Source organism: Vibrio sp. CB1-5, assembly GCF_059412285.1.
Map to the genome: position 1 here is coordinate 47,501 of NZ_JBJHPB010000023.1, position 24,239 is coordinate 71,739.

25 protein-coding genes are annotated in these 24,239 nt (G+C 49.1%); 12 read left to right on the top strand and 13 right to left on the bottom strand.

Annotated features, from left to right (window positions below; all coding sequences use genetic code 11):
- Positions 1 to 16 precede the first annotated feature (16 nt).
- From ACJB0T_RS15930 to ACJB0T_RS15950, 5 genes are all read left to right on the top strand, one after another.
- On the top strand, positions 17 to 493 hold the full coding sequence (locus tag ACJB0T_RS15930) for a flagellar basal body-associated FliL family protein (protein WP_479294696.1): 477 nt from the start codon (positions 17 to 19) through the stop codon (positions 491 to 493).
- A gap of 8 nt (positions 494 to 501) precedes the next feature.
- The gene (locus ACJB0T_RS15935; protein WP_479294695.1) at positions 502 to 1,230 is read left to right on the top strand and encodes a FliA/WhiG family RNA polymerase sigma factor; all 729 of its coding nucleotides are present in this window, start codon (positions 502 to 504) and stop codon (positions 1,228 to 1,230) included.
- Between the two features lie 9 nt (positions 1,231 to 1,239).
- Positions 1,240 to 2,097, top strand: coding sequence for a flagellar motor stator protein MotA (gene motA / locus ACJB0T_RS15940; RefSeq protein ID WP_479294694.1), 858 nt, complete (start codon positions 1,240 to 1,242; stop codon positions 2,095 to 2,097).
- Positions 2,097 to 3,104 carry a flagellar motor protein MotB gene (locus ACJB0T_RS15945; protein ID WP_479294693.1) on the top strand — a complete coding sequence of 336 codons (1,008 nt, stop codon included), beginning with the start codon at positions 2,097 to 2,099 and terminating at the stop codon, positions 3,102 to 3,104. The genes motA and ACJB0T_RS15945 overlap by 1 nt, the downstream gene beginning before the upstream one ends.
- A 92-nt stretch (positions 3,105 to 3,196) precedes the next feature.
- Positions 3,197 to 3,499, top strand: coding sequence for a hypothetical protein (locus tag ACJB0T_RS15950; RefSeq protein ID WP_112461417.1), 303 nt, complete (start codon positions 3,197 to 3,199; stop codon positions 3,497 to 3,499).
- 326 nt (positions 3,500 to 3,825) lie between these two features.
- Here the strand turns inward: ACJB0T_RS15950 and ACJB0T_RS15955 are convergent, their stop codons facing one another.
- The 12 genes from ACJB0T_RS15955 to flgB all read right to left on the bottom strand — a co-directional run bounded on the left by ACJB0T_RS15955 (position 3,826) and on the right by flgB (position 13,917).
- Positions 3,826 to 4,863 (bottom strand): flagellin, encoded by a 1,038-nt coding sequence (locus ACJB0T_RS15955; protein WP_479294692.1) that lies wholly within the window; start codon positions 4,861 to 4,863, stop codon positions 3,826 to 3,828.
- A gap of 44 nt (positions 4,864 to 4,907) precedes the next feature.
- Positions 4,908 to 5,810, bottom strand: coding sequence for a flagellar hook-associated protein FlgL (gene flgL, locus ACJB0T_RS15960; RefSeq protein WP_479294691.1), 903 nt, complete (start codon positions 5,808 to 5,810; stop codon positions 4,908 to 4,910).
- A gap of 9 nt (positions 5,811 to 5,819) precedes the next feature.
- The gene (gene flgK, locus ACJB0T_RS15965; RefSeq protein ID WP_479294690.1) at positions 5,820 to 7,193 is read right to left on the bottom strand and encodes a flagellar hook-associated protein FlgK; all 1,374 of its coding nucleotides are present in this window, start codon (positions 7,191 to 7,193) and stop codon (positions 5,820 to 5,822) included.
- A gap of 5 nt (positions 7,194 to 7,198) precedes the next feature.
- A complete protein-coding gene (locus ACJB0T_RS15970; RefSeq protein ID WP_479294689.1) occupies positions 7,199 to 7,753 on the bottom strand; it encodes a rod-binding protein in 555 nt (184 codons plus the stop codon).
- 10 nt (positions 7,754 to 7,763) lie between these two features.
- Positions 7,764 to 8,828: a flagellar basal body P-ring protein FlgI gene (locus ACJB0T_RS15975; RefSeq protein WP_479294710.1), complete on the bottom strand. Its 1,065-nt coding sequence runs from the start codon at positions 8,826 to 8,828 to the stop codon at positions 7,764 to 7,766.
- A gap of 56 nt (positions 8,829 to 8,884) precedes the next feature.
- Positions 8,885 to 9,574, bottom strand: a complete 690-nt coding sequence (gene flgH / locus ACJB0T_RS15980; protein WP_042502046.1) for a flagellar basal body L-ring protein FlgH — start codon at positions 9,572 to 9,574, stop codon at positions 8,885 to 8,887.
- Positions 9,575 to 9,646: 72 nt separating this feature from the next.
- A complete protein-coding gene (gene flgG, locus ACJB0T_RS15985) occupies positions 9,647 to 10,432 on the bottom strand; it encodes a flagellar basal-body rod protein FlgG (protein WP_042502044.1) in 786 nt (261 codons plus the stop codon).
- A 24-nt stretch (positions 10,433 to 10,456) separates the two neighbouring features.
- The gene (locus ACJB0T_RS15990; RefSeq protein ID WP_042502042.1) at positions 10,457 to 11,188 is read right to left on the bottom strand and encodes a flagellar basal body rod protein FlgF; all 732 of its coding nucleotides are present in this window, start codon (positions 11,186 to 11,188) and stop codon (positions 10,457 to 10,459) included.
- A gap of 9 nt (positions 11,189 to 11,197) precedes the next feature.
- On the bottom strand, positions 11,198 to 12,397 hold the full coding sequence (gene flgE / locus ACJB0T_RS15995) for a flagellar hook protein FlgE (protein ID WP_479294688.1): 1,200 nt from the start codon (positions 12,395 to 12,397) through the stop codon (positions 11,198 to 11,200).
- A gap of 43 nt (positions 12,398 to 12,440) precedes the next feature.
- The gene (flgD, locus tag ACJB0T_RS16000; protein WP_479294687.1) at positions 12,441 to 13,118 is read right to left on the bottom strand and encodes a flagellar hook assembly protein FlgD; all 678 of its coding nucleotides are present in this window, start codon (positions 13,116 to 13,118) and stop codon (positions 12,441 to 12,443) included.
- Entirely contained in the window at positions 13,118 to 13,552 is a 435-nt protein-coding gene (flgC, locus tag ACJB0T_RS16005; RefSeq protein ID WP_112461423.1) for a flagellar basal body rod protein FlgC, read from the bottom strand. The genes flgD and flgC overlap by 1 nt, the downstream gene beginning before the upstream one ends.
- A gap of 2 nt (positions 13,553 to 13,554) precedes the next feature.
- Positions 13,555 to 13,917, bottom strand: a complete 363-nt coding sequence (gene flgB / locus ACJB0T_RS16010; RefSeq protein WP_479294686.1) for a flagellar basal body rod protein FlgB — start codon at positions 13,915 to 13,917, stop codon at positions 13,555 to 13,557.
- Between the two features lie 132 nt (positions 13,918 to 14,049).
- On the opposite strand from flgB, the gene flgA reads away from it, so the two are divergent.
- The 6 genes from flgA (at position 14,050) to ACJB0T_RS16040 (ending at position 22,640) form a co-directional block, all read left to right on the top strand.
- On the top strand, positions 14,050 to 14,772 hold the full coding sequence (gene flgA, locus ACJB0T_RS16015) for a flagellar basal body P-ring formation chaperone FlgA (protein WP_479294685.1): 723 nt from the start codon (positions 14,050 to 14,052) through the stop codon (positions 14,770 to 14,772).
- A gap of 169 nt (positions 14,773 to 14,941) precedes the next feature.
- Entirely contained in the window at positions 14,942 to 20,089 is a 5,148-nt protein-coding gene (locus ACJB0T_RS16020) for a polysaccharide lyase family 8 super-sandwich domain-containing protein (protein ID WP_479294684.1), read from the top strand.
- A gap of 92 nt (positions 20,090 to 20,181) precedes the next feature.
- Positions 20,182 to 20,466, top strand: a complete 285-nt coding sequence (gene flgM / locus ACJB0T_RS16025; protein ID WP_479294683.1) for a flagellar biosynthesis anti-sigma factor FlgM — start codon at positions 20,182 to 20,184, stop codon at positions 20,464 to 20,466.
- Between the two features lie 29 nt (positions 20,467 to 20,495).
- The gene (locus ACJB0T_RS16030) at positions 20,496 to 20,939 is read left to right on the top strand and encodes a flagellar protein FlgN (protein ID WP_479294682.1); all 444 of its coding nucleotides are present in this window, start codon (positions 20,496 to 20,498) and stop codon (positions 20,937 to 20,939) included.
- The gene (locus ACJB0T_RS16035) at positions 20,914 to 21,639 is read left to right on the top strand and encodes a lytic transglycosylase domain-containing protein (protein WP_479294681.1); all 726 of its coding nucleotides are present in this window, start codon (positions 20,914 to 20,916) and stop codon (positions 21,637 to 21,639) included. The genes ACJB0T_RS16030 and ACJB0T_RS16035 overlap by 26 nt, the downstream gene beginning before the upstream one ends.
- 104 nt (positions 21,640 to 21,743) lie before the next feature.
- On the top strand, positions 21,744 to 22,640 hold the full coding sequence (locus tag ACJB0T_RS16040) for a DMT family transporter (RefSeq protein WP_479294680.1): 897 nt from the start codon (positions 21,744 to 21,746) through the stop codon (positions 22,638 to 22,640).
- Positions 22,641 to 22,759: 119 nt separating this feature from the next.
- Here ACJB0T_RS16040 and ACJB0T_RS16045 read toward each other — a convergent pair whose 3' ends face one another.
- Entirely contained in the window at positions 22,760 to 22,942 is a 183-nt protein-coding gene (locus ACJB0T_RS16045) for a hypothetical protein (protein WP_479294679.1), read from the bottom strand.
- Positions 22,943 to 22,957: 15 nt separating this feature from the next.
- Here ACJB0T_RS16045 and ACJB0T_RS16050 point away from each other — a divergent pair, with 15 nt between their 5' ends.
- A complete protein-coding gene (locus tag ACJB0T_RS16050; RefSeq protein ID WP_479294678.1) occupies positions 22,958 to 24,229 on the top strand; it encodes an NRAMP family divalent metal transporter in 1,272 nt (423 codons plus the stop codon).
- The last annotated feature ends 10 nt before the right edge of the window (positions 24,230 to 24,239 follow it).

Below are 24,239 nucleotides of genomic sequence, written 5' to 3' on the forward strand. Positions count from 1 at the left end.
GCTTTAGGAATACAGCATGAATAAAAAACAGTTTCTTTCACTCTTTGCCACCTGTGTGGTGACCAGTGCTCTCGTCTCTGGCGGTACGGTTGCAGGTGCAATGTGGTACCTGAAATCATCCAATACGGGGAGCGATGGTCAGTTTTCATTTTTTGAATCTCAGCCTGAGCCAAGCGCAGGGCCAAAATTTCACGCCTTAGACAACGTGATTGTCAGTGTGCGCGGTAAAAAACAGACTCACTTTGTGATGTTAGAGCTGGCGCTAGAAACCCGTCACATCGAGCGCCTTGAGTTTGCCAATGACTATATGCCAAAAGTCAGACATGCCATGCTTAATCTGTTCAGCCAAAAGCGTTATGAAGATCTGCATGGCGAGGACACTTTGGATCTGCTTCAGCGGGAGGTGAAAGCCTCGGTGATGACGGCTTACGCCGATACCCAGTTAAGCCGCGATATAGACGACGTTCTGCTGACGAAATTTGTTATTCAGTAGGTACAACTATGCTGGATATGAATCACACAGACAGCTACGCCGTTGCCGAAGATGTCACATCAAACGCCACGCGTATTGATGAAAATCGCCTACTCAACCAACATCAAATATTGGTTAAGCGCGTGGTTAACCAACTGCGCAACCATGCCACGACCCATTGCAGCATCGAAGACATGCAGCAAATTGGACTGATAGGCCTACTTGAGGCTGGGCGCCGCTATGGCAACATCGACGACCCTAACTTTCCGGCGTTCGCCGTGTGCCGAATTCGCGGCTCAATCCTGGATGAGCTGCGCCGCCTTGACTGGCGTTCACGCAAAACCCGTCAGCAGGCTCATGAGCTCAATGATGTGACGCGTGATTTAACCAAGCGCCTGCGCCGCGCGCCCACCGAACAAGAGATCATCAAAGCACTCGGTACCACACAGCAGGATTATCATACCCGGCTCAATGCCACCATGGCCGCAGAAATGCAAAGTCTTGATCAGCTTATCGAGAGCGGTCTTGAAGGTGCGGTCGAGTCTGCCTGCGATGGCATGAATCACGAACATATCCGCCGCAGTCTTGAGAAGGCACTTAGCCAACTCCCCAAACGTGAACAGCTACTGCTGACGCTGTTCTACCAACACGACTTGAACTTACACGAGATTGCTCTGGTGTTAGAGCTGACCCCACCACGGATTTGTCAGCTGCACAAGCAAGCGCTTAAGCAACTCAACCAATTACTGTCTTCTTAGGAGTCCACTATGCAAAAGTTTACTGGCGCAATCATCATTTTGATGTGTGTCTTCGGCGGTTACGTCTGGGCTGGAGGCAGTCTGATGGCCATTTGGCAACCGGCGGAGATGCTGATCATCATCGGTGCCACTATTGGTTCCCTCATCATAGGTAACCCACCTCAAGTGCTTAAAGAGATGCGCAATCAGCTGCGAGGCATCATCTCTCCTCCTAAGGATGAGCGCGAGTTCTACATGGAACTGATGGCGCTACTGCAAGTCTTGCTGGAAACCGTGCGCAGTGGTGGCTTTAAGGCACTGGATAAGCACATCGAAAATCCAGAACAGAGCGATATTTTTGCGCGTTACCCGCGTGTAAGTCGTGATTATCGCTTAGTTTCTTTCATTACCGACAATTTACGTTTAATGGCAATGGGACAAATGTCGCCTCATGAGTTAGAGGGACTACTAGAGCAAGAGATTGAAGCGATTGAGGCCGACTATATGCAGCCCGCTCGCTCCATGCAGCGCACCGCAGAAGCCATGCCTGGCTTTGGTATTTTGGCAGCCGTTGGCGGCATCATTATTACCATGTCCGCCATTGATGGCTCCATTGCCATGATTGGCTATCACGTTGCTGCCGCTCTAGTAGGCACATTTATCGGTATTTTCGGCTGTTACTGCTGCTTAGACCCAGCAAGTAACGCCATGGCTCAACGCGTTAAACGCAATATGTCCGCTTTCGATTGTACTCGCGCCACCTTAGTGGCCTACGTTGCGAAGAAGCCGACACTATTGGCAATTGACGCTGGCCGTAAGCACATTCAGCTAGACATTAAACCGACCTTTAACCAAATGGAGGTGTGGCTCGCTGAACAGGAGGGATAATGCAAAAACATGAGCAAGTAGTCTTCAAACGCGCCAGTCGTAGTCATCACCATGAGTCTCATGGCGGTGCATGGAAGGTAGCGTTTGCTGACTTTATGATTGCCTTGATGGCGTTATTCCTCGTCCTTTGGGTCATGCAAGTGGTCGACAAAGAAGAGCGCAAAGCGATTGTCGCCCATTTGCAAATGGCCAGTGTCTTTGACCAAGGCAGTGGCAACCTATTCGACACTTCGAAAAGTATTTCTCCCATCGATTTGACCACAGACTCGTCCGTGGCCAGTCGTCACGACTCTGTGCATTCCGTGAGTTCTTTTTTCCAAGGCGATCGCGAAGGGCCAGAGTCAGACTCACTTATCGACGGCACCTTTGATACCCAAGAGCGCCTAGCCGCTCTCGCTGAGGTTATCAATGACATGGTGCGTCAGATCAACGCCCAAGGAAATGTCGATGTTACCGTTACCCCTCAAGGGCTGCGCATCGTACTGCAAGATGACTACAAACAGAACATGTTTGGTCGCGGCGGCTCAACATTAACGCCGTTTTTTGAAGATTTGTTGCTGGCTTTAGCACCTGTGTTTGAGCGGGTAGAAAACCCGATGATCATCAGCGGCCACACCGATGCCACTCAGTATCGGAAAACCTTCTCGAGCAAATCCAACTGGGAGCTTTCGGCATCACGCGCCAACGTCGCTAGACAAACGCTCACCGCTGGCGGTATGCCAGAGCAACGTGTGCTGCAAGTAACGGGCATGTCTGACCGCGCCTTACTCAATCACAGTGATCCTTCATCAAGCGAAAACCGCCGCATTGAACTGTTTATCCTCACCACACCCGCAGCTGAGGTCATCAATACCTTGTTTGGCCAATCGCCCAACAATGAGTCGAAAAATGAGCTAGAGAAGGCGCGCGACAAGGCCAAATTCAATCAGCCTGTGTTTAGAACCGATACCATTCGATTCGAGTCAGACAGCGCTTCAAACGCGACCACTCAGGTGCAAGCACTGTAACTTGCACCTTTATTCGGGTGTTCTATGCTTTGATAGTACACCTTTGATCTCACTACCTTTTATTATTGAGCACCCAGTCAGTAGGGCATGTTATGCGACAATCTATTCCGCACATACCGCCAAAACCAAACCGAACGCCAGACGGACTTCAAAAGGCATTTTTATGGCTGATCATCATTGATTACGCCCTACTCGCTCTGTTCTTAAGCCAGCTCACCACTCTCTCACTAAAGGGCGGCACGTTAATCAGTCTACTGTTGGTCGTGTACAACAGCCTACTCACCTTTATGTGCTTTAGACGCACCGATCGACAAGATGCCTATATCATCTATCCGACGATATCGGCTACTTTGCTGGCGTTCGTGTGCTTTTTGTATTTTTTCTTTTTGGTTTGATGGCGCACTGCCAGAACCCGCTCACTCGAAGCTCGGTCACGTGAAGCACAGTTATCTAAAGTACTGACATGCACAACAACGCCATTCTCGTAGAAACGCGAAACTTCTGAAGTGTGTGCCTTGGTGATTGAGGCACAATAAATGAGTCACGTGCGGTACGAGATCCTCACTTGCGTGAGGATGACGGTGCGGGTAGGAACAAAAAACAGCACTCGAAGAACCGTCATTCTCGTGAAAACGAGAATCTTCTTGAGCGTGTGCCTTAGGTTATTGGGACACAATAGGTGAGTCACTCGCGTTAGGATGACGATTACTATTTAGATTAATTATTTCAGCAGCGCCACAACCGTATGACGCCTCACATTCGCCTGCGCATTAAGCGCCTGAAATGTCGTCGTGAAATCTTGTGAAAGCTGACTAAAGCCGGAAAGTGTTTCGCTGACTTGTTGCTCAGAAGGGAGCTTAGATTGGCTCTGAATACGCGTCATTTGAGTATCGAGTTGGGATTGGAATTGCCTTGCTTCGCTTAGGCTGGATTGTGCTTGTTTTAGGTGTTGGTTCACCTTGGCGATGGATTGTTTGATGCCATCACGAGAACCTAAGTCAAATTTGAGTTCCGCCATGCCATCCGGCTCGGCTTGAATGGAAAAGGTGTTAGCTTGTCCTGCCGGGAAGCGGTGGCCTTCGCCAGTGACTCGAACTTGCTGCTGCATCGCTGCGTAGGCCGATTCGTGCACTTCAAATACGATGCTGCCATCGTTGGCGAGTGAGGCGCGCATACCCATAGGGATAACGCTTCGGTCGAGCTGTTTGACGGTGCGCTGGCCATCCGACTGACCATCAAATTGCAGCATCACTGACCCCCCGCTTGGAAAATCCAAACGCACCTGTTCGGCACGCTCGCTCATACGGTGCACATTGAGGCCTGGAATCGAAAAGCGCCTTACGTCTGCAGTATCAAGCTTTAGATGAAGCTCATTATCGACCACACGTTTACCATCAAAACGCGCCTGATTGAGCGTTGCTTCAATCACTTGCTTTGAACGCGACAGTTTACCGGTCATTTGTGGCGTAGAGCCGTGAGATAACGCTTGAGTGAGCTGCTTTTTCACTTGTGTCAGCTCTTTACCCACGCCTTGCAGCGCTTTAGTGGCAATTTGCACCGATGTGGCGTGTTGCTGCCCTTGTGTCAGCAGCACACCGGATAACGAATAAGCGGAAGAGATTTCTGCTTGCGGCTTGAGAAGGTGTTTGGAGAGAGATGTGGTTGTGGTATCAGAGGCTTGCGAGGGAGTAATACTCGTCGTTCCCTGCCCTGTGAGCTTAATACTATGCGGTCTAACATCAACCGTACTTACTGCCATAACACCGTTCCTTGAGCCTGACTGCCGAGTGGCAAAAACGACCGCTAAATGCGGTCGAATAAAGATAAATCATTGATTTTCATGTAGCTGGCTTGCGTGGCTTGCAGCGCTGCCATGTAATTGCTGAGCCGCACCGACGCTTCACCATAATCGAGCGCGGAAACATCACTGGTCACCTTGTCGACAAACAGTTTGTTCTCACTGTGTGCGCCATCCATCAAGTCGAGGTTGTTATGGCGGCCACCAATTTCTGTCATCGCGCCGAGCACATTACCCAAGGTATTATCAATGGCATCTAAACTGGCACCAACTTCGGTTTGAAAATTTGGACTCGGGTTCTGAAATTCCACGATTAATCGGTCGATTTGATTCAATACATTGTCGCCGCCACCCAAATCCAAGATGTCTTGCGCCGTGGTATTGGACTCCATGGTTACGCCTTTGGCGACCGTTACAACTCGCTTATCGCTGTTACCATCCAACGAATACACACCGCCACCCGCATCTGAAATCGCTGGGGTATCGGTTTTAGTACCGGAGAAAAGGTAATGACCCTCTTCATCTTGAGAATTGAATGATGACTGAACCGAGTCACGCAAGCTTTCCAGTTCCGTGATCATACCTTGTCGGTCTTCATCGGTGAGCGTGCCGTTCGCCCCCCAAAGCACCAACTCACGCATACTTTTTAGACTCTCATTGACCGAGTCTAGGTGAACTTCTTGACTAGATAACGTGGTTTTGACGTTGGCGATATTGCGTTGATATTGATTGATTGCCGCCCCTTCTCGATCGAGGTTGAGCAATTGAATCGATGCCATTGGATCGTCTGAAAGCTTAGTCAGTCGATCGCCTGTGGCCATTTGCTGCATCACTTTACCAAGGCCTGCGTTGTTAGTTTGCAGGCTTTGCAGCATCATTTGGCTAAATTGAGTATCACTGATCCTCATGGTCTCTCCTTAAAATAGCTGCAATACCGAATCAAACAATTGATTCGCTGTACTGATCACTTTCATGTTGGCGTTGTGTGCGTTAGCAAACGTCATCAGGTTCGCCGCTTCTTCGTCGCTGTTGACCGCACTGACATTATCGCGCGCGGCGATCGCTTGCTCAGACATCGCCTGCTTGGCCTGATAATCAGACTCGGCTTGTCTGGCTTTAATTGCCGTATCACCCACCATAGCGGTAAACGCATCGTTGAGGGTGACTGACCCATAGCCGCTGATAGCAACAGGCTTATTGCTGATATCAATCAGATCTTTAAGATTGTCGCTGTTACCCGGATTCCCATCGCTAGAAAACGCCAATTCATCAGCACCGATGGCGGTAATATCTAAACTTGCGGCAGGATTGGCAGGGTCGTACGTAAACAGCGGCGCACCCGGGTTACCATTGAGATCGGTACCAGCTGCCAATACCGCATTAAACTCGTCGGCCACACTGCGCGCCATATCATCAATCGCTTGTTGATTCGGTTTTAAGACATCCACTTGATAGTCGTGCAACGCCCCCAGCTTGCCGCCAATATCGCCTTTGGCTGCAAACGTCTGATTGCCAAACTCGATGTGTAAGTCGGCCAAATAAGGGTCACTTGGGTCTGGAATTGCTTTGATGACACTGGCATCTGAGCCCATTACTAAGGGCTGACCAGACGCTAAAGAAACTTGAACACTGCCATCTGGCTGATCTGTGGTTTTCACTGCCATGATAGTAGACAACTCACCAATCAAAGCATCGCGGGTATCCATCAGTTGCGAGGAATTACCGCCTGTGCCTTGTATCTCAACGATCTGCTTGTTCACTTGGGCAATGTTTGCCATCACACTGTTGGCATGTGACAGCGCGGCATTGCGCTGATCGTGTACATCTTTATGCTGATTATGCAGCGATTCGGTGAGCGTATTGAAACGGCGCGCTAAGGCTTCCGATTCATTGATCACTTGCTGACGAAGTGGGGTCGACTCTGGCTTGGTGGTCGCATCGTTAAGAGAAGCAAACAGGCTATCAAGCCCAGATGACAAACTGAAACCATCGGCACCCAACATGTTTTCTAACTGGCTCATCGCCGACGTATAGCCAGCCGAGTAATTAGCCTCACTGGCTGTCGACCAAGTTTGCTTCACCAAGTATTGATCGGTCACACGGCGAATGCTGGTCACTTCCACGCCCATTCCCGGTGAATTGTAATCGTACTTTCCACCTGCAACCGATGACATCAGTGCCTGCTGGCGACTGTATCCGGGGGTATTCACGTTCGCCACGTTTTGCGCGGTGACGTTTAACGCCACGCGATTGGCATTCATCCCGGTTAGGGCGATATTAATAAGACTCATGACGATTAACGCTCCGTGATTTTCATAAGAGGCTGAGAAAATGCCATGGTCATGGCTGCCTCACTAGGCGACTGAAGAGTAAAGGCGGCTGCGTTATTGGCTTCATTAACCGCTGAAGCGCCATTTATAAGGCTGACTGAATGAGATTGTGATTTGGCTTCCAAATCATTCGCCGCACCTAACGACTGCACGCGCGCAGCATCAAACTGCACTTCTCGATTCGACTGAGGGGAGTGCGCAGGACCGAGTTGTTTCACCAGCATATCGGCAATGCCAGAGTTCTGTTTTTTGGCCAGTTCAATCGACAACTGTCCATCGTGCATATCGCGAAAGACGCCATGTTGCTGCGAGGAAAATGGACTGCCTTCATCGGCCAAGACATCACTACTGCTGCGCATTTGTCTTAGTACCATTTGCAAGAACATGGCTTCAAACTGCCCCGCCACTTCTTTTAGCGCTTCTGGACTGTCGTTGCTGTGCTTGATATTGGTCAGCGCCGCATTGTCATGATAGAGCATGCTGTTGACGCGAGTGGTATCGTTCATGGCATCGATTTTCATACTGCGTCTCCTATATCACAACCAGTTCAGCATTGAGCGCGCCTGCTTCGTGCAGCGCTTGCAGAATTGACATCAAATCTGTTGGCGTTGCGCCTAAACTATTCACCGCGTTGACGATGGTATTCAGTTCGGTGCCTTCCGGCCAAATCACCATTTGTGCTTGGTCTTCGTTGATATCGATTTTGGTTTGATCTACCACTACGGTATCGCCATCGGCAAAGGCGTTAGGCTGGCTGACGCGCTGCGATTCACTGATTGCCACCGTCAAGTTGCCATGGCTAACCGCAGCTTCGGTGACTTTGACATTTTTGCCCACCACCACAGTGCCGGTGCGCGAGTTGAATACAATACGTGCTGGCTTGCGGCCTTCGACCACGCTCATTTCTTCTAGCATCGACATCATAGTCACGCGCTGCTGGGAATCTTTTGGGGCACGCATATCAACTCGAACCTTGTTGACTGCAATCGCGACATCGGGACCAAAAGTGCCGTTGATTTCACGGGCGATGTTCTTCGCCGTTGTAAAGCTTGCTTTGCGCAGGTTTAAGGTAATTTGTGGGCGAGTATTAAAGTCCGATGGAATTTCACGCTCTAGCGTAGCGCCATTTGGCACACGGCCTGCTGTTGGCGTGTTCACGGCAATCTTGGAGCCGCTGCGCCCTTCTGCAGACACGCCGCCAACAACCACATTACCTTGAGCCACGGCGTACACTTCACCATCGACACCACGCAGAGGCGTTAACAGTAGCGTGCCGCCACGCAAGCTTTTGGCATCACCAATCGACGACACCACGATGTCCAGCATTTGACCGGGACCCGCCATAGGATCGACCGAGGCGGTCACACTAACCGAAGCAACATTTCGCAGCTTTGGGTTGGCATCGTCGCCAATCTGCACACCAAACTGACGCAACATGTTAGTAATCGATTGAGCGGTAAATTTCACTTGGTTTCGGTCGCCTTGGCCATCGAGACCCACGACCAAGCCGTAACCAACCAGTTGGTTGCTACGCACACCTTGTACGTCAACCAAATCCATAATTGGGATTTCCACTTCCGCCTGCGCCATTGGCATTAAACCAAAAGCAAACACAGCGATAAGGGCGTTAAAAAAGTGACGAAGTTTCAACATTAGAATGGCATCCAAGGGCTTGTGAAGAATTGCGTTAGCCAACCCGCTGAGTTGCTATCTGCTAAAGCGCCGCGTCCAGAGTAGGTAATGCGAGCATCACCGATACGGTGTGAAAAGACTTGGTTATAACGGTCAACATCGTCGACGCGAATAATCCCGGTGACGCGGATAAACTCATCACCTTGGTTCAGACGGATCCACTTTTCACCACTGACTTTAAGTACACCATTTGGCATCACTTCATGGACAGTAACCGTGATAGCGCCTTCAAGCTTATTCCCTTGCGAGCTGGCTGCACTGCCATCAAAAGCCCGATTACCGCTGATACCCACCGCCGTATCATTAATCGTGGTTCCGCCTATGTTGGCGGCACCAAAATCTACGTTCGATGACTTACCAAACTTGGTATCGGCTTTTTTGCTCGATTGAGTTTCTTCAACCAGTAGAATGGTGAGCACATCGCCGACGCGATAAGCACGACGATCTTGAAATAACGTGAGGTTGTATTGATGACGGTACAAACTGCCATTCGTTGCCTCAGGCAGCGCGTAGTTTAGCTCCGGCGGCGCATACTTTTGCTCATCTGGCTCTGGCGGCACAAACTCTTGCCTGGCGGCACATCCAGCGAGCAGTAGCACCGTCAGTGCCACTATGCCTTTTTCTATTAGGCGTCGCGAAAACCATTTCATATTACTACTTCCTTTCACGTTATCTCCCGCTCACTCAACTCATTACTCAACGAATTTGGTTTCCGAAATTCGTTACACCGCTTGCGCGACAAACTTGAGCATGTCATCGGCCGCCGACACGACCTTAGCGTTCATTTCATAGGCGCGCTGTGTGGTGATCATATCAACCATCTCTTCCACCACTTGCACGTTTGAACCTTCCAGTGCGCCTTGTTTGATGCTGCCTGCACCTTCTTCACCTGCAATCAGCTCTTGTGCCTGACCGCTCGCTTCGGTCTCTTTAAACAAGTTGCCACCAATGGCTTCAAGACCAGCTGGGTTGATGAACTTAGCTAGGGTAATTTGACCCAGTTCTTGTGGTGCAGGGCCGTCGGCAGTGGTTGCCGTCACCGTGCCATCGACACCCACAGAAACCGTCAAGGCGTTGTCTGGGATTTGAACTTGCGGCTCAAGCGGTAAGCCTTGGCTATTGACCATCAGGCCTTCAGAGTTGACATGAAACTGGCCGTTACGGGTGTACATGATCTGGCCATCGGAGTTTTCGATTTGGAAAAAGCCCTGTCCCATGACCGCTAAATCCAGCTCTTGCCCTGTGTTTTGTGAGCTGCCCTGTGTGAACACTTTTTGCGTACCCACAACACGAACACCACTACCCAACTGAACACCTGTTGGGAGTTCGTTTACTTGGTCTACCTGAGCGCCGGGCTGGCGCTGAATGCTGTAGAACAAGTCTTCAAATACCACTCGGTCACGCTTAAAACCAACGGTATTAACGTTGGCAAGGTTGTTGGAAATCGCCGTCATTTTAGTGTCTTGGGCGGCCATCCCTGTTTTACTGACCCACAATGCTGAATGCATGGTTTACTCCTGTTGGCGAGCCTTCTAGCTCGCACTCATTAATTTGTTTCCGGATTGCGCTAGGGTTTCCGCGGTTTTCATCATGCGGATCTGCATCTCGAAGTTGCGAGTGAGAGACATCACGCTCAGCAGCTCATCAATGGCTGAAACGTTACTGCTTTCGATATGCTCAGGTGCTAGATTGACCGTCGCATCCGCCGCAAATGGCTGACCATCAAGGCTATGCAGTAGGCTGTCACTCTCTTTCTGCAGTTGAGTGATCTCCGGCTTCACCAGTTTTAATGTGCCGACTTCCACTTCTGCGCCGCCACCTGGTGGGATCACCGACACACGGCCGCGTTCACTGATTTCCACTTTTTGAAATTCAGGCAGCACCATAGGGCCGTTATCACCGACAACGGCAAAACCATTGATGGTCATGGCACCCAAATCATCGACTTTGATATTGCCGGCACGGGTGTAGGCTTCGTTGCCCGCTGGGGTTTGAACACTGATGTAGCCTTCTCCCATGATGGCAATGTCGAGCGGGCGACCGGTTTTCACCACGTCGCCTGAATCAAATCGCGTCGCGGCTGAGTTGGTGACCACCATAGTGCGGCCATCGAAACCTGAGCCTTGCAATGGAACGCTGTTGACGCGTTCCATATCCGCACGAAAGCCCGCCGTATCGGCGTTCGATAAGTTATTAGAACGAACATGCTGCGCTTTAAGAACGCGACTTGCGCCCGTGGTCGCAGTAAATAGCAAGCTATCCATGGCCTACCTCTATACCGCGTTAAATAGCGCTTGAGTCAATTTGTCAGACGTTGAAATCGTCTTCGCGTTCGCTTGGTAATTGCGTTGCGCCGTCATCAAGTTCACAAGCTCAGACGTTAGATCAACGTTGGAGCCTTCCAGCGCACCCGGAGTCAGATCGCCCAACACGCCAGTACCCGGTGTCCCCACCACTGGTGCGCCAGAGCTAAAGCTCTGTGTCCAAGCGGTACCATTGGTTTTTGCCAAACCTTGTGGGTTCGCGAAGTTCGCCAGCACCACCTGACCTTGTAGCTGTGACTGACCATTGGTGTAAGTCGCGAATACCATGCCGTTGTTCTCGACGCGCACACCCGCAAGCTCACCAGAGGTGTAACCATTTGGACTGTTGGTGCTCACGCCAAATGCAGCGCCAAACTGGGTGCTGCCTGCAAGGCTAATATCGATGCTCATACCGTTAGCACCGGCTGCAGGGAAAGAAACATTAAAGCTGCCAGCTGGTGACGCAAGCGTGCCGTCAGTGTTGAAGTCTACTTGCTGTGTCGTCGCGGGCGATGTTGGCGAACCATCCACCTCTACGTTTACCTGCCACGTATTGTCAGCGGTTTTAGTGAAGTACTGAGTTACTGTGTGGGAGTTACCAAGCGAGTCGTACACTTTAGAGGTGTAAGAAGAGTTAAATGAATCTGGATTTGAAGAATCAAATGGCGTCACGGTTTGGTCAATCGCTGTCGCACTTGCATCGAAGTTGGCGATAAAGTCCAACTTATCCGTTGCTTGTGCCGCGAGAGAAGATGTGCTGATTTTGATGTCGCCGACAGAGCCTTCAAGTAGGTTGTTATTGCTATCGACACTGTAGCCTTGCAGCTTAGCGCCTGTATTGCCGACTACGTAGTTGTCTTTGTCCGTGCCAAACACGCCAGAACGGGTGTAAAGAGTTTGCCCCATGCCATCTTTAGTGACAAAGAAGCCGTTACCATTGATGGCTAAATCCATCGAACGACCCGTGCCGGATACCGAACCATTCTTGTCGAAGTTTTGTGAAATAGACGCCACTTCCACACCGCCCGCCTGCATGCCGTTGTAGACGGCAGAAAACTCGGTACGCGCTTGTTTAAAGCCGTACGTCGAAGCGTTAGCGATATTGTGACTGATAGTGTTTAGCTGAGTATTGGTAGCATCCAAGCCACTTAAAGCAATATTAAAGCTCATAATGTCCTCTTAATTCTGATAATTATTGTTTTTACACTCGGCGCTAAGCACCAAACTGACTGATCTGATAGAAAGGCACATTGCCCACGCCGGCGATATTGACCATCGCTGCGCCGCCTGTGCTAGGAATACGGACTTGTTGAACTTCACCTGCCAGCAGCAAATTTGGCTGCGCTTGACCGTCTTGCACTTCGACTGAGATAGAGTACTTGCCCGGCTTAAGACCCAGCTCTTCTGGGTTAATGGTGAAATCCACATCACCGGCAGGATGAGCGCCGAGTGGCACCTTGGTTTTCTGACCAAACTCATCTTCCACCACCACGTTCACTTGGCTCGATGAATGCGCGAGCTCAATACGACCTTTTTGCGCGCCGTCCGCCAGTTCAACCTCATTGCTGCTGACATACACGGTTTGGCCCACTAGGCTTGCCGTCGATAGCACCTGCATGTTGTCGAGAAGTACCATGCTGTTTTGCATCAGCGTCGACATGTTTTCGGTACTTTGCACCTGAGAGAATTGCGCCAGCTGGCTCACGTACTCGGTTCCATCAAGCGGATTGAGCGGATCTTGGTTTTGAATTTGCGCCACCATTAAGGTGATGAACTCGTTTTGTAGCGAGCTGGCGCTGTTGGCGTCTTGCGGATTCGCAGACACATTGGCATTAGTTTGCTGAGTAACGGGAGAATCCGCATCCAGCGCGGTGAACTGTGCAATACTCATTAGCTGCCCTGCCCTAAACGAAGTAATCCTTGTTGCATGCTTTTCACATTCGATAGCACTTCCACGTTGGTTTCGAAGCTGCGCGATGCGGACATCATGTCTGCCATTTCCGCCACCACATCTACGCCTGGGTAATAGACGTAGCCTTCTTCATTGGCAAGCGGGTTATTAGGTTCAAAGCGCTGCTCAGCCTTAGCGCCACTCTTCACCACATCGACAATGCGCACTTCAGCATTGGGGTACACCCCTTGCTCACTCGCCAATTGGGTTTGGCTGTACACAGTGGCAAACACTGGCTTGAGCGGTTTATAAGCATCATCTGGGTTGGCCGACACGGCGTCTGCGTTGGCAAGATTACTGGCCACGGTATTAAGTCGTACCGTTTGCGCCGTCATGGCCGAGCCTGCGATAGAATAAATATCGGTAAATGACATGATTAACGTCCCTCAATCGCTTTCGCCAAACCGCTGAACTTCATGTTCATAAACGTCAGGCTAGTTTGAAAATCCATGTTGTTTTGGGTGAATTTCGCTTGCTCCACCCCTAGTTCAACGGTATTGCCGTCTTTGCTGTTCTGATATGGCACTGAATACTGAGTTGAGACATCCAGCTTCGGCGTCGTGAAATGAACACCGTTGGCGCTAGCTTGCTTCATCACTGTGGTAAAACTCAGGTCTTTTGCTAGGTATCCAGGTGTATCGACATTTGCTAAGTTACTTGCAAGCACCTTGGTTCTTTGAACTCGAAAATTCAGTGCTTCGGGGTGAACACCTAGCGCACTATCAAAACTGATTGCCATGTCTCTGTCCTTAAATGGGCGATAGTCCCTAACAAAGAACAAGATACATGCCAACTTCTAACTCCAATAAAAACAATGAATTAAACAAAACAAAGGAAGCAGAACTTCCGATTCACGGAAGCGAGAGAACACATGGGGAAATGGTTATTGGGCTCACTATTGAGCCTACTATTGAGCGCCAATACCTCGGCTAGTGAGATAAAGATGACCCCAATGGGTATCGAACAAGTCGTGCGACAAGCGCTAAATTCGGAGCTGAAGCAACTTGCCCTTCAGCATCACTGGGACACCTACGACTCAAGGCTTGTGATATTAGTTCCAGACTCAGCAAAACACCTTAATCATTGTCTGGCGCCCCTTATTATCAGCAGCCGCGACCATCAAACCTTACCCGTTGGCAATCTAAAGCGCAGTGTTAGTTGTGAGGATGGAGACAATGATTGGCGCATTAACGTCAGTATCAGAGCCACACTCTCTCTGCCAGTGGCTATCGCGAGTACCACACTCTATCGACATGACACGATTGATGCTCGTTCGGTCCGACTGGAAACTCGGACCTTGTCACGTGCGACCTCATTTGTGACCGATCTATCAACATTGCAAGGTAAACAAGTCACTAGGCGAATGCGCACTGGGCAGGTTATCGATAGCAAATTTGTCAGCAGTCCACCGCTAGTGGAGAAAGGTAATGAAGTGGTGATTATCGCTGAAAAGGAGGGTTTTAATGCCACAACTAAAGGAATAGCTCTGGAAGCAGGAGCGTCAGGAGAACAAATTAAAATACAAAACAGCCAGTCAAAAAAGGTCATTCGCGCAGTGGTTTCTGGTCTGAACCAAGTGCATACGCAATTTTAATCATATTAAGCCCATATACCCAACTCTCCCACATAAGCAGCAGTAATGATTATCATCATACATATTGTAAATGGGGATGCTCGTTCAAAAAATCGTCCGCCAACTTCTATTTCAGCGCGCTATCGTAAAAAGAAAACGATGTGTTTATCTAATAATAAAAGTGGTGATTATGAACAAAAAAGCCCTTCCCAAGTGCAAGGCAATAGGGGTCCTCACCCTTATTGCACCTATTTCGCTTGCTGCACAAACAATTCATATAGAATTTGAAGACTATGATGATGGGGGCCAGAACATCGGATACTTTGATACCAGTACTGGCAACTCTGGTGGTAAGTATCGCCAAGACGATGTCGATATCCGAGGTAACGGTAATGGTGGCTACTCCATTGGTTGGGCCTCCGTTGGGGAATACTTAAACTATACGGTGGATTTAGACCAAGCCGGAAAATACCGCCTAGAAGCGCTAGTGGCCGGAAATAAGACTGAGCCAATGTCGCTGAGTTTTCACCTTACCGACGGCAGTCACCTAGGTACAATCACCTACACCCCCATGATTGCGGATGTGCGGAGTTTCCAAACCGAGACACTCCCTGATATCTGGCTGCCAAAAGGGCCTATCACTATTCAAGTGCGCCTCCTTAATTCAGCCTTATCTCTGGACAGTTTCTCCCTCATTTTGGACCAAGCAGCATCCTCACTAGACACTCAATACGGCCCAGGCTCAAGTATCGTTAACTACGCTCAGCTTCCGGGGACATTTTTGGCTGCAGACTACAGCGCGTATTTCGATACAACTGAAGGCAACGCTGGCGGTGGGTATCGACAAGACGATGTCGATATTCGGGTTAGTAACCAAGTGCCGCTGGTTGGCTGGACTCAACCTGGAGAGTACCTAAAGTTTGAAACTGCCGTAGCACACAGTGGTGCTTATGATGCCGTGTTCCACCTTGCATCCGACAGTACAAGCGACAAAACCTTAGTACTAAAAGATGAAAGTGGTGCCACACTCAGTAGTTTAACCTTCAACACTCAAGGCGCGGGCGCCTATAATTTCCAACCATTTACGATGCAAGGGCTAACGCTTCACGAAGGTCGCCAGCAATTAGAGCTGCAATTTGCCAGTAACGGATTTCGAATCCGAGATATTGAAATAGTCCCTTCTCCTGATAGAGATGGTGACTGGGTTGGTGATAATGCCGATAAGTTTCCTGATGATCCTGCCGCCAGCGTGGACACCGATGGCGATGGCTACCCCGACCGCTGGAATGACGGAAAAACTCAGCAAGATTCCACCACCCCGTTAACACTGGATACATTCCCTAATGATTCGAAAGAGCAGCTCGATACCGATAATGATGGCGTGGGTGACAATGGGGATATCTACCCGTTATTGCCCGACCTCTGGACGGAGCCTGTCATGCAAGTACCCGGCACAATGCAAGCTGAGCATTTTCAATTCGGTGAGAATGGGGAAGCTTACTATGACACAACAGCAGGTAACGCTAAGAATCAGCATCGCCTAGATGTAGATGTCGACATTCACAACAACAATCAACAAGACGAACTGGGCAACGCAACCTATGGTGTCGCCATGGCCGCTGACAATGAATGGTTGATGTACGATCTCAATGTTCGGGAAGGTGGCCTTTATCAGCTTCACCTCACAGCAGGTGGTGACCAAAATACCAAACCTATCAAACTCTCTGTTCACGTCAATGGAGAGCGTTTTCCCATTGAATATACGGCCAATATCGCTAACTCACGCCTATACCAATCGGTCGCTTTGGATGCGGATATTTTCTTATCCGCGGGTTCTCACCAACTCAAAATTCACTTTGATGACGCAAATGGTGCCACCCTTGATGCATTCTCTTTAACTCCCCTCATCGATAGTGACTCTGACGGCGTCTCAGATGGTCGAGATGCTTTCCCTAACGATCCTACCGAGTGGCTAGATAGTGATGGCGACGGTGTAGGCAACAATAAAGATGCCTTCCCATATAATGACGCCGCCAGTGTCGACACAGATAACGACGGCTACCCAGACAATTGGAATGAGCAGTGTGATACGGCATGTCAGCTTGACTCAGGCTTAAGGCTAGATGAGCTGCCACTCGACTCTGGTAACTATCGTGACAGCGATAAAGATGGCACTGGTGATAACGATGACACCGATGATCAGCGATTCCTTCACACCTCCTTTGCCAGCGAGACCTTGCTCTTTGGACGCTTCGAGATACAAACTCGATCACAGAGCGGGGCGGAAGTCATCGGTCGAATTCAACCCGTCGCTAATCGCTTCGCACCAGAACAGGCCCCAAGCGAAGACCTCGCCTTTGTTCTCACTCGAGATGACAGTGACCTATTTACACTGACCAACGAACGTGACCAAGATGGGCGCATGTTCGGTGTACTTTCGCTAAAAAATGATAATAGCGTCAACTGGGACAATAACCATTTAGTTGAAATTGAATTGCAACAAAATGGCAGTGCTATTGCACGAGTAGAAACCTTAGTTGAAGCCGTCACTCACACAGCTTGGCAGCAATTTTTTGACCAGTTTTATCTCTATGCGACAGAGGAATCTTATCGCTTACACAGCGGCAGAGACTACGACTATGCACTGGTAAGCCAACAAGTCGCGGAGCTCACAGACAATGGCTATCAAATTCGTCATGGATTTAAAAGCACTAGCTCTGGCTGGATAAAGGATGATGACCTAGATATCAATTTTTATGACTATCCCGATGAGGAACAACTTGCCGATTATGGCCAGCAAGTTGTTGGTCGTTCCGTGTTGGCGGACGAACTTGAACAAAGCGCACTGCACCTTGCAGCTTTGGCGCGAGCTTATACTCATTTGCCTGAGTACCAGTCTGGCTCAGAGCGCAATACGCTAAAAACGACACTGTTACATACTTTAGAGGCTTGGCTTGACGGTTTCCCAAGTTCAGACTTTGGTAACTTCTCAGGGGTGGATTACAACGATACGACTCACGCCTGGCGCTTCACCGACCCAATCTCTGGTGTCATTATTGCGCTAGCACAAGACATTCATGATGGCCGCTCCCTAGGCAAAGACCTTTATAAACGAGTGTTTGATAAAACCAGTCACTTCTTATCTGAAGTCGCCTTTGACCTGCCTTTAGGTGAAGCATCTATCGACTATCACCGTTACTATAACCCCAACGACCTCGCCTCTTCTCCTGGTGCCTGGTCAGATGCAAACCGAGCTCACAGGCTAAGAACGTGGGCAGCGATGGTCGCATTTTACAAGGACTACAATCGCCCTATCACCTACAACGCACTCTGGTATCCAGATTACGAGGGCAATCAACCAGGCCTCGGCTGGCAATCACAAGGGACAACATTATTGCCAGGCTGGAGTCCACAAGGCAGCTTCCAAGATCTGAAATCCTGGATCGACAGCAATGGAATTACAGCACAAAGTTATGGACGCTCAGGGTTAATGCCGGATGGCACCATGAGTCATCATGTGGGCCTAAGACAAGACTTGGCAATGTATGCTTATGGGTACGAGTGGCTAACTGAAGAGCCTTATGTGTTTGCGTCTTACCTCAAAGGTAGCGCTTTTGAAGCCTCTGCGACAGCTTATGAGTTTTCTCTTGATACTTTAAATTACATCATGCCTTGGCTGATTTATGGGGATTCTACTGATTTTCAGGCAGTAGGGCGCAGTCACTATGGTTCTCATATTAAAGAATTTGGCAGCTATGTTCTCACCAAAGATGCGGCTCGGCTGACCAGTTCAGCACCCGCTTCAACCGACCAAGAAAAAGTCGCTAAACTGACACAGTTGACCGCTGACATTAACGCATTTAGCCATCAACAACTGGGTAGTAATGCATTCTGGTCGAACGATTACCTGATTCACCGCAGAACCACGTTTGATACCAATACCTCACAGGAGAAAGAATGGTTTAGCTCGGTGAAGTTGGAATCACAGCGAACTCGCGGTGCGGAGAGCTTCTCTGACAGCGCCTATGGTTTTATGAATGGTAGAGGCGTACTGCAAGTTAAAACTAGCGACCTAGACTATGGCGATATTCGTTATGATTGGGACTGGCATTTACTACCTGGTATCACCGAGTCATGGCGCCAGGATGGACTGCCATTACAATCGAGCGAAAGTGCCGGCAATCCCTCTGCATTTTCATCAGTACTAACCAATGACTATCAAGATGCTAGTAACGCCTACTCAATGGCGGCGTTTGAATATGCAAGCGACCATAGCTACAGCACCATAGCAGCGAACAAATCTTACTTTTTCCTCGATGATATGGTGATCGCCATGGGCAATAACATCACTCGAGTTAGGGATGACAATTCGACCAACGGCAACAACTCACCAATCTTGACCGTCATCGACCAACTGATGTGGTCGACGCCTTTAACGTATAATCCAGGTCAAGGAATTGGCGTAGGTAATGATGGTGTCAAATTTGCGCAGCTGCAAACCAGCTGGTCTTCAAACCCCGCCAGTAACCCAAACCTAGACGAATCAGAACAAGTGATGTGGTTCCATCAAGGCAATAAAGGCTATGTCATTTTGCCGCAAAACGGACAAAAAGTTCGAACCTACTTACGGGGAGGCGATAGCATTCCGGATTCCGATAATAGCAAACAAGGAGGAGAGGACGGTGAGCGCTTACGCCCGATTCTCATTGCTATCAATCACGGTACTGAGGTGGCGGGCATAGGAGAGCGAAGTCATTACACCTACCTAACTCTGCCATTTATTAGTGCAGAAGAGATGCCAAGCAAGGTGCAGGAGATACTGACCCAACTTGAAGTTCATCAATTACCAGACTCTGGTATTGAAGCTATCTATTATCAGCACCCTGACTCGGGTAACAAAGTAGCACAAGTGGTGTTCAGACAAGCAGGAGAGGTAACTTTCAACAACGGCCTCACGGTTTCAGTCAACAAACCAGCCTTGGTGCAGATGGTCAAAGTGAACTCCGATGAATGGAACATTACCGTCACCGATCCAACGGCTCACGACGACCCTAATGTTGAGGCACCAACCAGGCGATTTCAGCACGTGGCTCTAACAAGCCGAAATGAAATTGTATTGAACGTAAGTCTCAACTTTTCGCCAGGTACGTACTCTTATCTGACTCAAGGTATCAAAAAGGAAGCGCTAACCTCGCAACAGGTATGGGTTTCAAGTATCAATGATGGTACCGAAATGATCTTCCAACTGCCTGATATGAATGACAGTATGGACTATCAAGGTAAACAGAACCTATACCTTGGCATGCCGGCAAGTATTCACATCAACGAAATCAACTGATGTAGCCTAATTACAGGCAAACAAAAAGTTTAATCTTTTTTGTTTGCCTGTCGCCCTATACTGTTAACAACAATGCAGACAGGAATTTTGTGATGAAAATCGACAAAGTGGCCGGCGGACATGTCCCACAAACTAATTTCAATCAGTCTAAAACTCAAACAGCCGAAGCATCGGCGCGAAAAACCGTTTCTGAGACAGCGTTCAATGCCAATACAGCGGCGCTAGATAAAGCACAAGCTGAGCTCTCGGCAATGCCAAATGTCGATATGGCAAAAGTAGAAGCAGTACGTAATGCGCTCGCTAACGGTGAACTTGGACTGGATGTAAAAGCTCTTTCGCAAGCAGTGATGCGTTTCCATACAGGTCACGAATCTTAAGCGAATCCCATATAGTGGAGTAACCAACCATGACCACCTCAAAAACCGAACTCGTACAACGCTTTGTCCTTAGTATTTCCGAGGACATCAAACTGTATAGAAAGCTACTGGCATTATTGCAGCACCAGAAAGCGCTGTACCTAAAGTTCGATGGTGAGTCATTGAGTCAAAACATCAGCAAGCAACTACCCGTCCTCAAGAAGCTAGGTCAAAATGCCAGTCAGCGCAGTCAATTGCTTAATCAGTTGAACCTTCCTTGCTCAGAGCAAGGTGTCGAACGCTTGATAAGAGCACTGCCGATTAAACTGTCTGATAATGTCCACAAGCAATGGAGTGCACTTGAGTCGCTAATCAAAAAGTGCCAAAAGTACAATCATCAGAATGGACAAAGCTCTGCAGCATTCCATGAACTGCTAGGAGAACTTACAGGGAGAGAGCAACACAGTTATGAGGAACATGTACGCTCACTATAGGTTGACCCAGCTACAGCCTCACTGGCCCTTCTGGTTAGTGATGGTGTTACTGTGTATTTGGCCTAGTAGTATTCATGCTAAACCTGCCCAAGCCGACGTCGCACCTCATATTGCCACATTAAAACCTTATCAAAATCATATTAATAAGAAGTTTGAAGAATTCAGCCCACTGGTGAATGAGATTTTCAAACAACTCAATCAAAGGTCACTCCCCGAAAGCTTGGTGCTGGTACCCATGTTGGAGTCCTCCTATAATCCCAACGCAGTGTCCCCCGCCAAAGCCGCAGGCTTGTGGCAACTCATGCCAGCCACCGCAAAACGCTTTGGGTTAACCGTAGACCAAAACCTCGACCAGCGCTTTGAAATAGAACCAAGCACACGTGCTGCCATGCAATATCTGTCATTTCTACATCGCAAATTTGATGGCGATATCAATCTCACCTTGGCCGCTTACAACGCGGGGGAAGGGCGAGTGCAGCGCGCTATCAATAAAGCCGGCAGTCGCGAGTTTTCCAACTTGGTACTGCCCAGCGAAACCATCCACTATGTCCGCCGCTTTCATGCGTTAATGACGTTGGTAGACGTCGCATCACTCAAGCGTGATCGCGTCAACACAATGTGGCTATTTGTCAGCGAAACCTCATGGCAACAGGCTCCGCTTATTGACCTTACCCCTCTGCCGCCACTTATATCACTCTAGTCTTGTGTGACCCGCCATCATAAACTGACATTTGTGGGTTTTCAGAATGCCATTCACTGGTAAGATGCTGGCATTGTTCACTCCATCCTAGTTCTAACTTCTCAATGCATAACGAACGCAAAGCCCTGTTATTTGGGTTATCTGCCGTATTACTGTGGTCTACCGTCGCAACGGCATTTAAGCTCACACTCGCGGAATTTACACCAGTGCAAATGGTGGCGGCAGCCTCCGTTGCTTCAACCGTCGCCTTAGTTATCGTGTGTGCGGTGAAAGGGACGCTGTCTCAGCTTAAAACCACTTTTATTTCAAATCCTTGGTATTACCTATTGCTGGGCTTGATAAACCCATTCGCTTACTACCTGATTCTATTCAAGGCCTACGATTTACTGCCTGCCTCGCAAGCGCAGCCTATTAACTACAGCTGGGCGATCACATTGACCTTAATGGCTGCGGTGTTCCTAAAGCAGAAAATCCGTCCACAAGATTGGTTTGCTTGCGCATTAGGCTACTTGGGTGTGGTCGTCATCGCCACTAAAGGGGATGTACTTGGACTTCAATTCGATAGTCCCGCTGGCGTTGCTTTGGCACTGCTTTCCACTTTGTTATGGGCAGGCTATTGGATCCTGAACACCAAAAACACTGCTGATCCTGTTGTTGGTGTACTACTAGGCTTTTTGGTGGCGCTGCCATTTGCCTTCGGTGTCGCCTTATATGAAGGGGCATCGTGGTCTAGCATTACCATAAAGGGCTGGCTTGCCGTCGGTTATGTGGGGCTGTTTGAGATGGGCATTACTTTCGTTCTGTGGCTCAGCGCACTAAAACTCACACAGAATACCGCACGTATCAGTAACCTGATTTTTGCCTCTCCTTTTATCTCGCTTATGCTGCTTGCCTACGTAATCGGCGAAGATATTCATCCTTCCACGCTGATCGGCTTGGTGCTGATTGTGATTGGTCTTGTCGTTCAGCAAGTCAAAAGAAAACCCCAGCCTCAGCAATAATCAGCACCAATCACTCACTCAACACTTATTGCCGTGAGAGAACTCTCTCACGGCCCTTTGTGATTTTTTTCCTGCTCTTTTTCCTCGCTCGACAAAGATGATGCTTTAATCTCTTGCAACTAACTAGAATAAAAACCCAGCATAAAACCAAACTCTAGATATACCCACCAATCACCACATAAATCCTCACGCGCTTGCATTGCATCCTGCTGAAAATCCTGTAGAAATGGAAACGTCGGAAATAATTCCTTATCGTTTCGTAAATTATTTTTTACAGCGATTGTAGTACGGATAATAATCATAAAAGGACTCATGTCATGGATACCTCTATCCCATCCGAGCCAGCATCGCACCCTGGCCTTTCCCATTTAGTACGTTCTCTTGGCCCAGGTATTATGATGGCGGCCGCAGCTGTTGGTGGCTCTCACCTTGTGGCTTCGACAAAAGCCGGTGCCATCTACGGCTGGCAACTTGCTGCGCTGATCCTGCTGGTAAACCTTTTTAAATACCCATTCTTTCGAGCAGGCGTGCAATACACGGTCGGTACGGGTAATAGCCTCATTCAAGGTTATGAGGGGCTAGGCCGCGGATATCTATGGGTATTTACGCTACTTACTGTCATTTCTGCCGTTGTAAATACTGCGGCCCTACTACTTTTTAGCGCCAGCTTACTGGGTTACTTCTTGCCTTTTGAGCTCTCTTCACTTGCCTTGTGTGGCATCGTGCTAGTGACCTGTATTGGGATCTTGTTTGCGGGCCACTACAAGGCGCTTGATGGACTTTCTAAAGCCATCATGGCCACGCTCACTGTCGCGACCGTCACAGCTGTCATTATTGCAGCATCTAACGGAGCCGTCGCACCTGCTGACTACCAAGCGCCATCACCCTGGACCATTGCAGCTATCGGCTTTATCGTCGTGACCATGGGCTGGATGCCAGCACCGATAGAGATTTCAAGCATCACCTCTATGTGGCTTAAGAGCCAATGCAAAAAGCAAAAAGTGACCGCCCAATCGGCACTCTTTGACTTTAATGTCGGCTATATTGGTACAGCGGTTTTGGCCCTAGTGTTTGTCGCGCTGGGTGCGCTGGTGATTCATGGCTCTGGTACTGAGCTGTCTGCATCAGGGGTTGGGTTTTCACATCAATTGGTGGGCATGTACGCATCAACCATTGGCGAATGGTCTCGTTACCTAATTGCCGTTATCGCCTTCTTCTGTATCTTCGGCAGCACCATTACCGTTATAGACGGCTACTCACGTGCCATTGCTGAGTCACAACGTTTGCTGCAAAATAAAACCGAAGAGAGCCCAAAATCCTATCAAGCTTGGGTCATTGTGGTATCTATTGTTTCAATCTCAATCATTGCCTTCTTCGCGAAAGCATTGATGCCAATGCTCAACTTCGCGATGATCATGGCGTTTGTTACTACACCGATTTTTGCTCTGCTTAACTACATTTTGGTGTCTAAAACCGAACTGCCTCCTGCGTTACAGATGGGTAGCCGCCTTAAAGCGTTATCGATCATTGGCTTGATTTACTTATTTGGATTCCTAGCGGTATTTATTTGGTGGAAGTGGTTGATGTAGCCGCTAGACA

Bases quoted from the DNA above. Each gene is read 5' to 3' on its own strand.
- flgH (WP_042502046.1), bottom strand. From the start codon at position 9,574: ATGAAATGGTTTTCGCGACGCCTAATAGAAAAAGGCATAGTGGCACTG.
- ACJB0T_RS16050 (WP_479294678.1), top strand. From the start codon at position 22,958: ATGGATACCTCTATCCCATCCGAGCCAGCATCGCACCCTGGCCTTTCC.
- ACJB0T_RS16030 (WP_479294682.1), top strand. From the start codon at position 20,496: ATGACCACCTCAAAAACCGAACTCGTACAACGCTTTGTCCTTAGTATT.
- flgB (WP_479294686.1), bottom strand. From the start codon at position 13,917: ATGGCAATCAGTTTTGATAGTGCGCTAGGTGTTCACCCCGAAGCACTG.
- ACJB0T_RS16020 (WP_479294684.1), top strand. From the start codon at position 14,942: ATGAACAAAAAAGCCCTTCCCAAGTGCAAGGCAATAGGGGTCCTCACC.
- ACJB0T_RS16045 (WP_479294679.1), bottom strand. From the start codon at position 22,942: ATGATTATTATCCGTACTACAATCGCTGTAAAAAATAATTTACGAAAC.
- ACJB0T_RS15955 (WP_479294692.1), bottom strand. From the start codon at position 4,863: ATGGCAGTAAGTACGGTTGATGTTAGACCGCATAGTATTAAGCTCACA.
- ACJB0T_RS15945 (WP_479294693.1), top strand. From the start codon at position 2,097: ATGCAAAAACATGAGCAAGTAGTCTTCAAACGCGCCAGTCGTAGTCAT.
- flgC (WP_112461423.1), bottom strand. From the start codon at position 13,552: ATGTCATTTACCGATATTTATTCTATCGCAGGCTCGGCCATGACGGCG.
- ACJB0T_RS15950 (WP_112461417.1), top strand. From the start codon at position 3,197: ATGCGACAATCTATTCCGCACATACCGCCAAAACCAAACCGAACGCCA.
- ACJB0T_RS15975 (WP_479294710.1), bottom strand. From the start codon at position 8,828: ATGCCAATGGCGCAGGCGGAAGTGGAAATCCCAATTATGGATTTGGTT.
- ACJB0T_RS15990 (WP_042502042.1), bottom strand. From the start codon at position 11,188: ATGGATAGCTTGCTATTTACTGCGACCACGGGCGCAAGTCGCGTTCTT.
- ACJB0T_RS16035 (WP_479294681.1), top strand. From the start codon at position 20,914: ATGAGGAACATGTACGCTCACTATAGGTTGACCCAGCTACAGCCTCAC.
- ACJB0T_RS15970 (WP_479294689.1), bottom strand. From the start codon at position 7,753: ATGAAAATCGATGCCATGAACGATACCACTCGCGTCAACAGCATGCTC.
- flgA (WP_479294685.1), top strand. From the start codon at position 14,050: ATGGGGAAATGGTTATTGGGCTCACTATTGAGCCTACTATTGAGCGCC.
- flgK (WP_479294690.1), bottom strand. From the start codon at position 7,193: ATGAGTCTTATTAATATCGCCCTAACCGGGATGAATGCCAATCGCGTG.
- flgD (WP_479294687.1), bottom strand. From the start codon at position 13,118: ATGAGTATTGCACAGTTCACCGCGCTGGATGCGGATTCTCCCGTTACT.
- motA (WP_479294694.1), top strand. From the start codon at position 1,240: ATGCAAAAGTTTACTGGCGCAATCATCATTTTGATGTGTGTCTTCGGC.
- ACJB0T_RS15935 (WP_479294695.1), top strand. From the start codon at position 502: ATGCTGGATATGAATCACACAGACAGCTACGCCGTTGCCGAAGATGTC.
- ACJB0T_RS15930 (WP_479294696.1), top strand. From the start codon at position 17: ATGAATAAAAAACAGTTTCTTTCACTCTTTGCCACCTGTGTGGTGACC.
- flgG (WP_042502044.1), bottom strand. From the start codon at position 10,432: ATGCATTCAGCATTGTGGGTCAGTAAAACAGGGATGGCCGCCCAAGAC.
- ACJB0T_RS16040 (WP_479294680.1), top strand. From the start codon at position 21,744: ATGCATAACGAACGCAAAGCCCTGTTATTTGGGTTATCTGCCGTATTA.
- flgE (WP_479294688.1), bottom strand. From the start codon at position 12,397: ATGAGCTTTAATATTGCTTTAAGTGGCTTGGATGCTACCAATACTCAG.
- flgM (WP_479294683.1), top strand. From the start codon at position 20,182: ATGAAAATCGACAAAGTGGCCGGCGGACATGTCCCACAAACTAATTTC.
- flgL (WP_479294691.1), bottom strand. From the start codon at position 5,810: ATGAGGATCAGTGATACTCAATTTAGCCAAATGATGCTGCAAAGCCTG.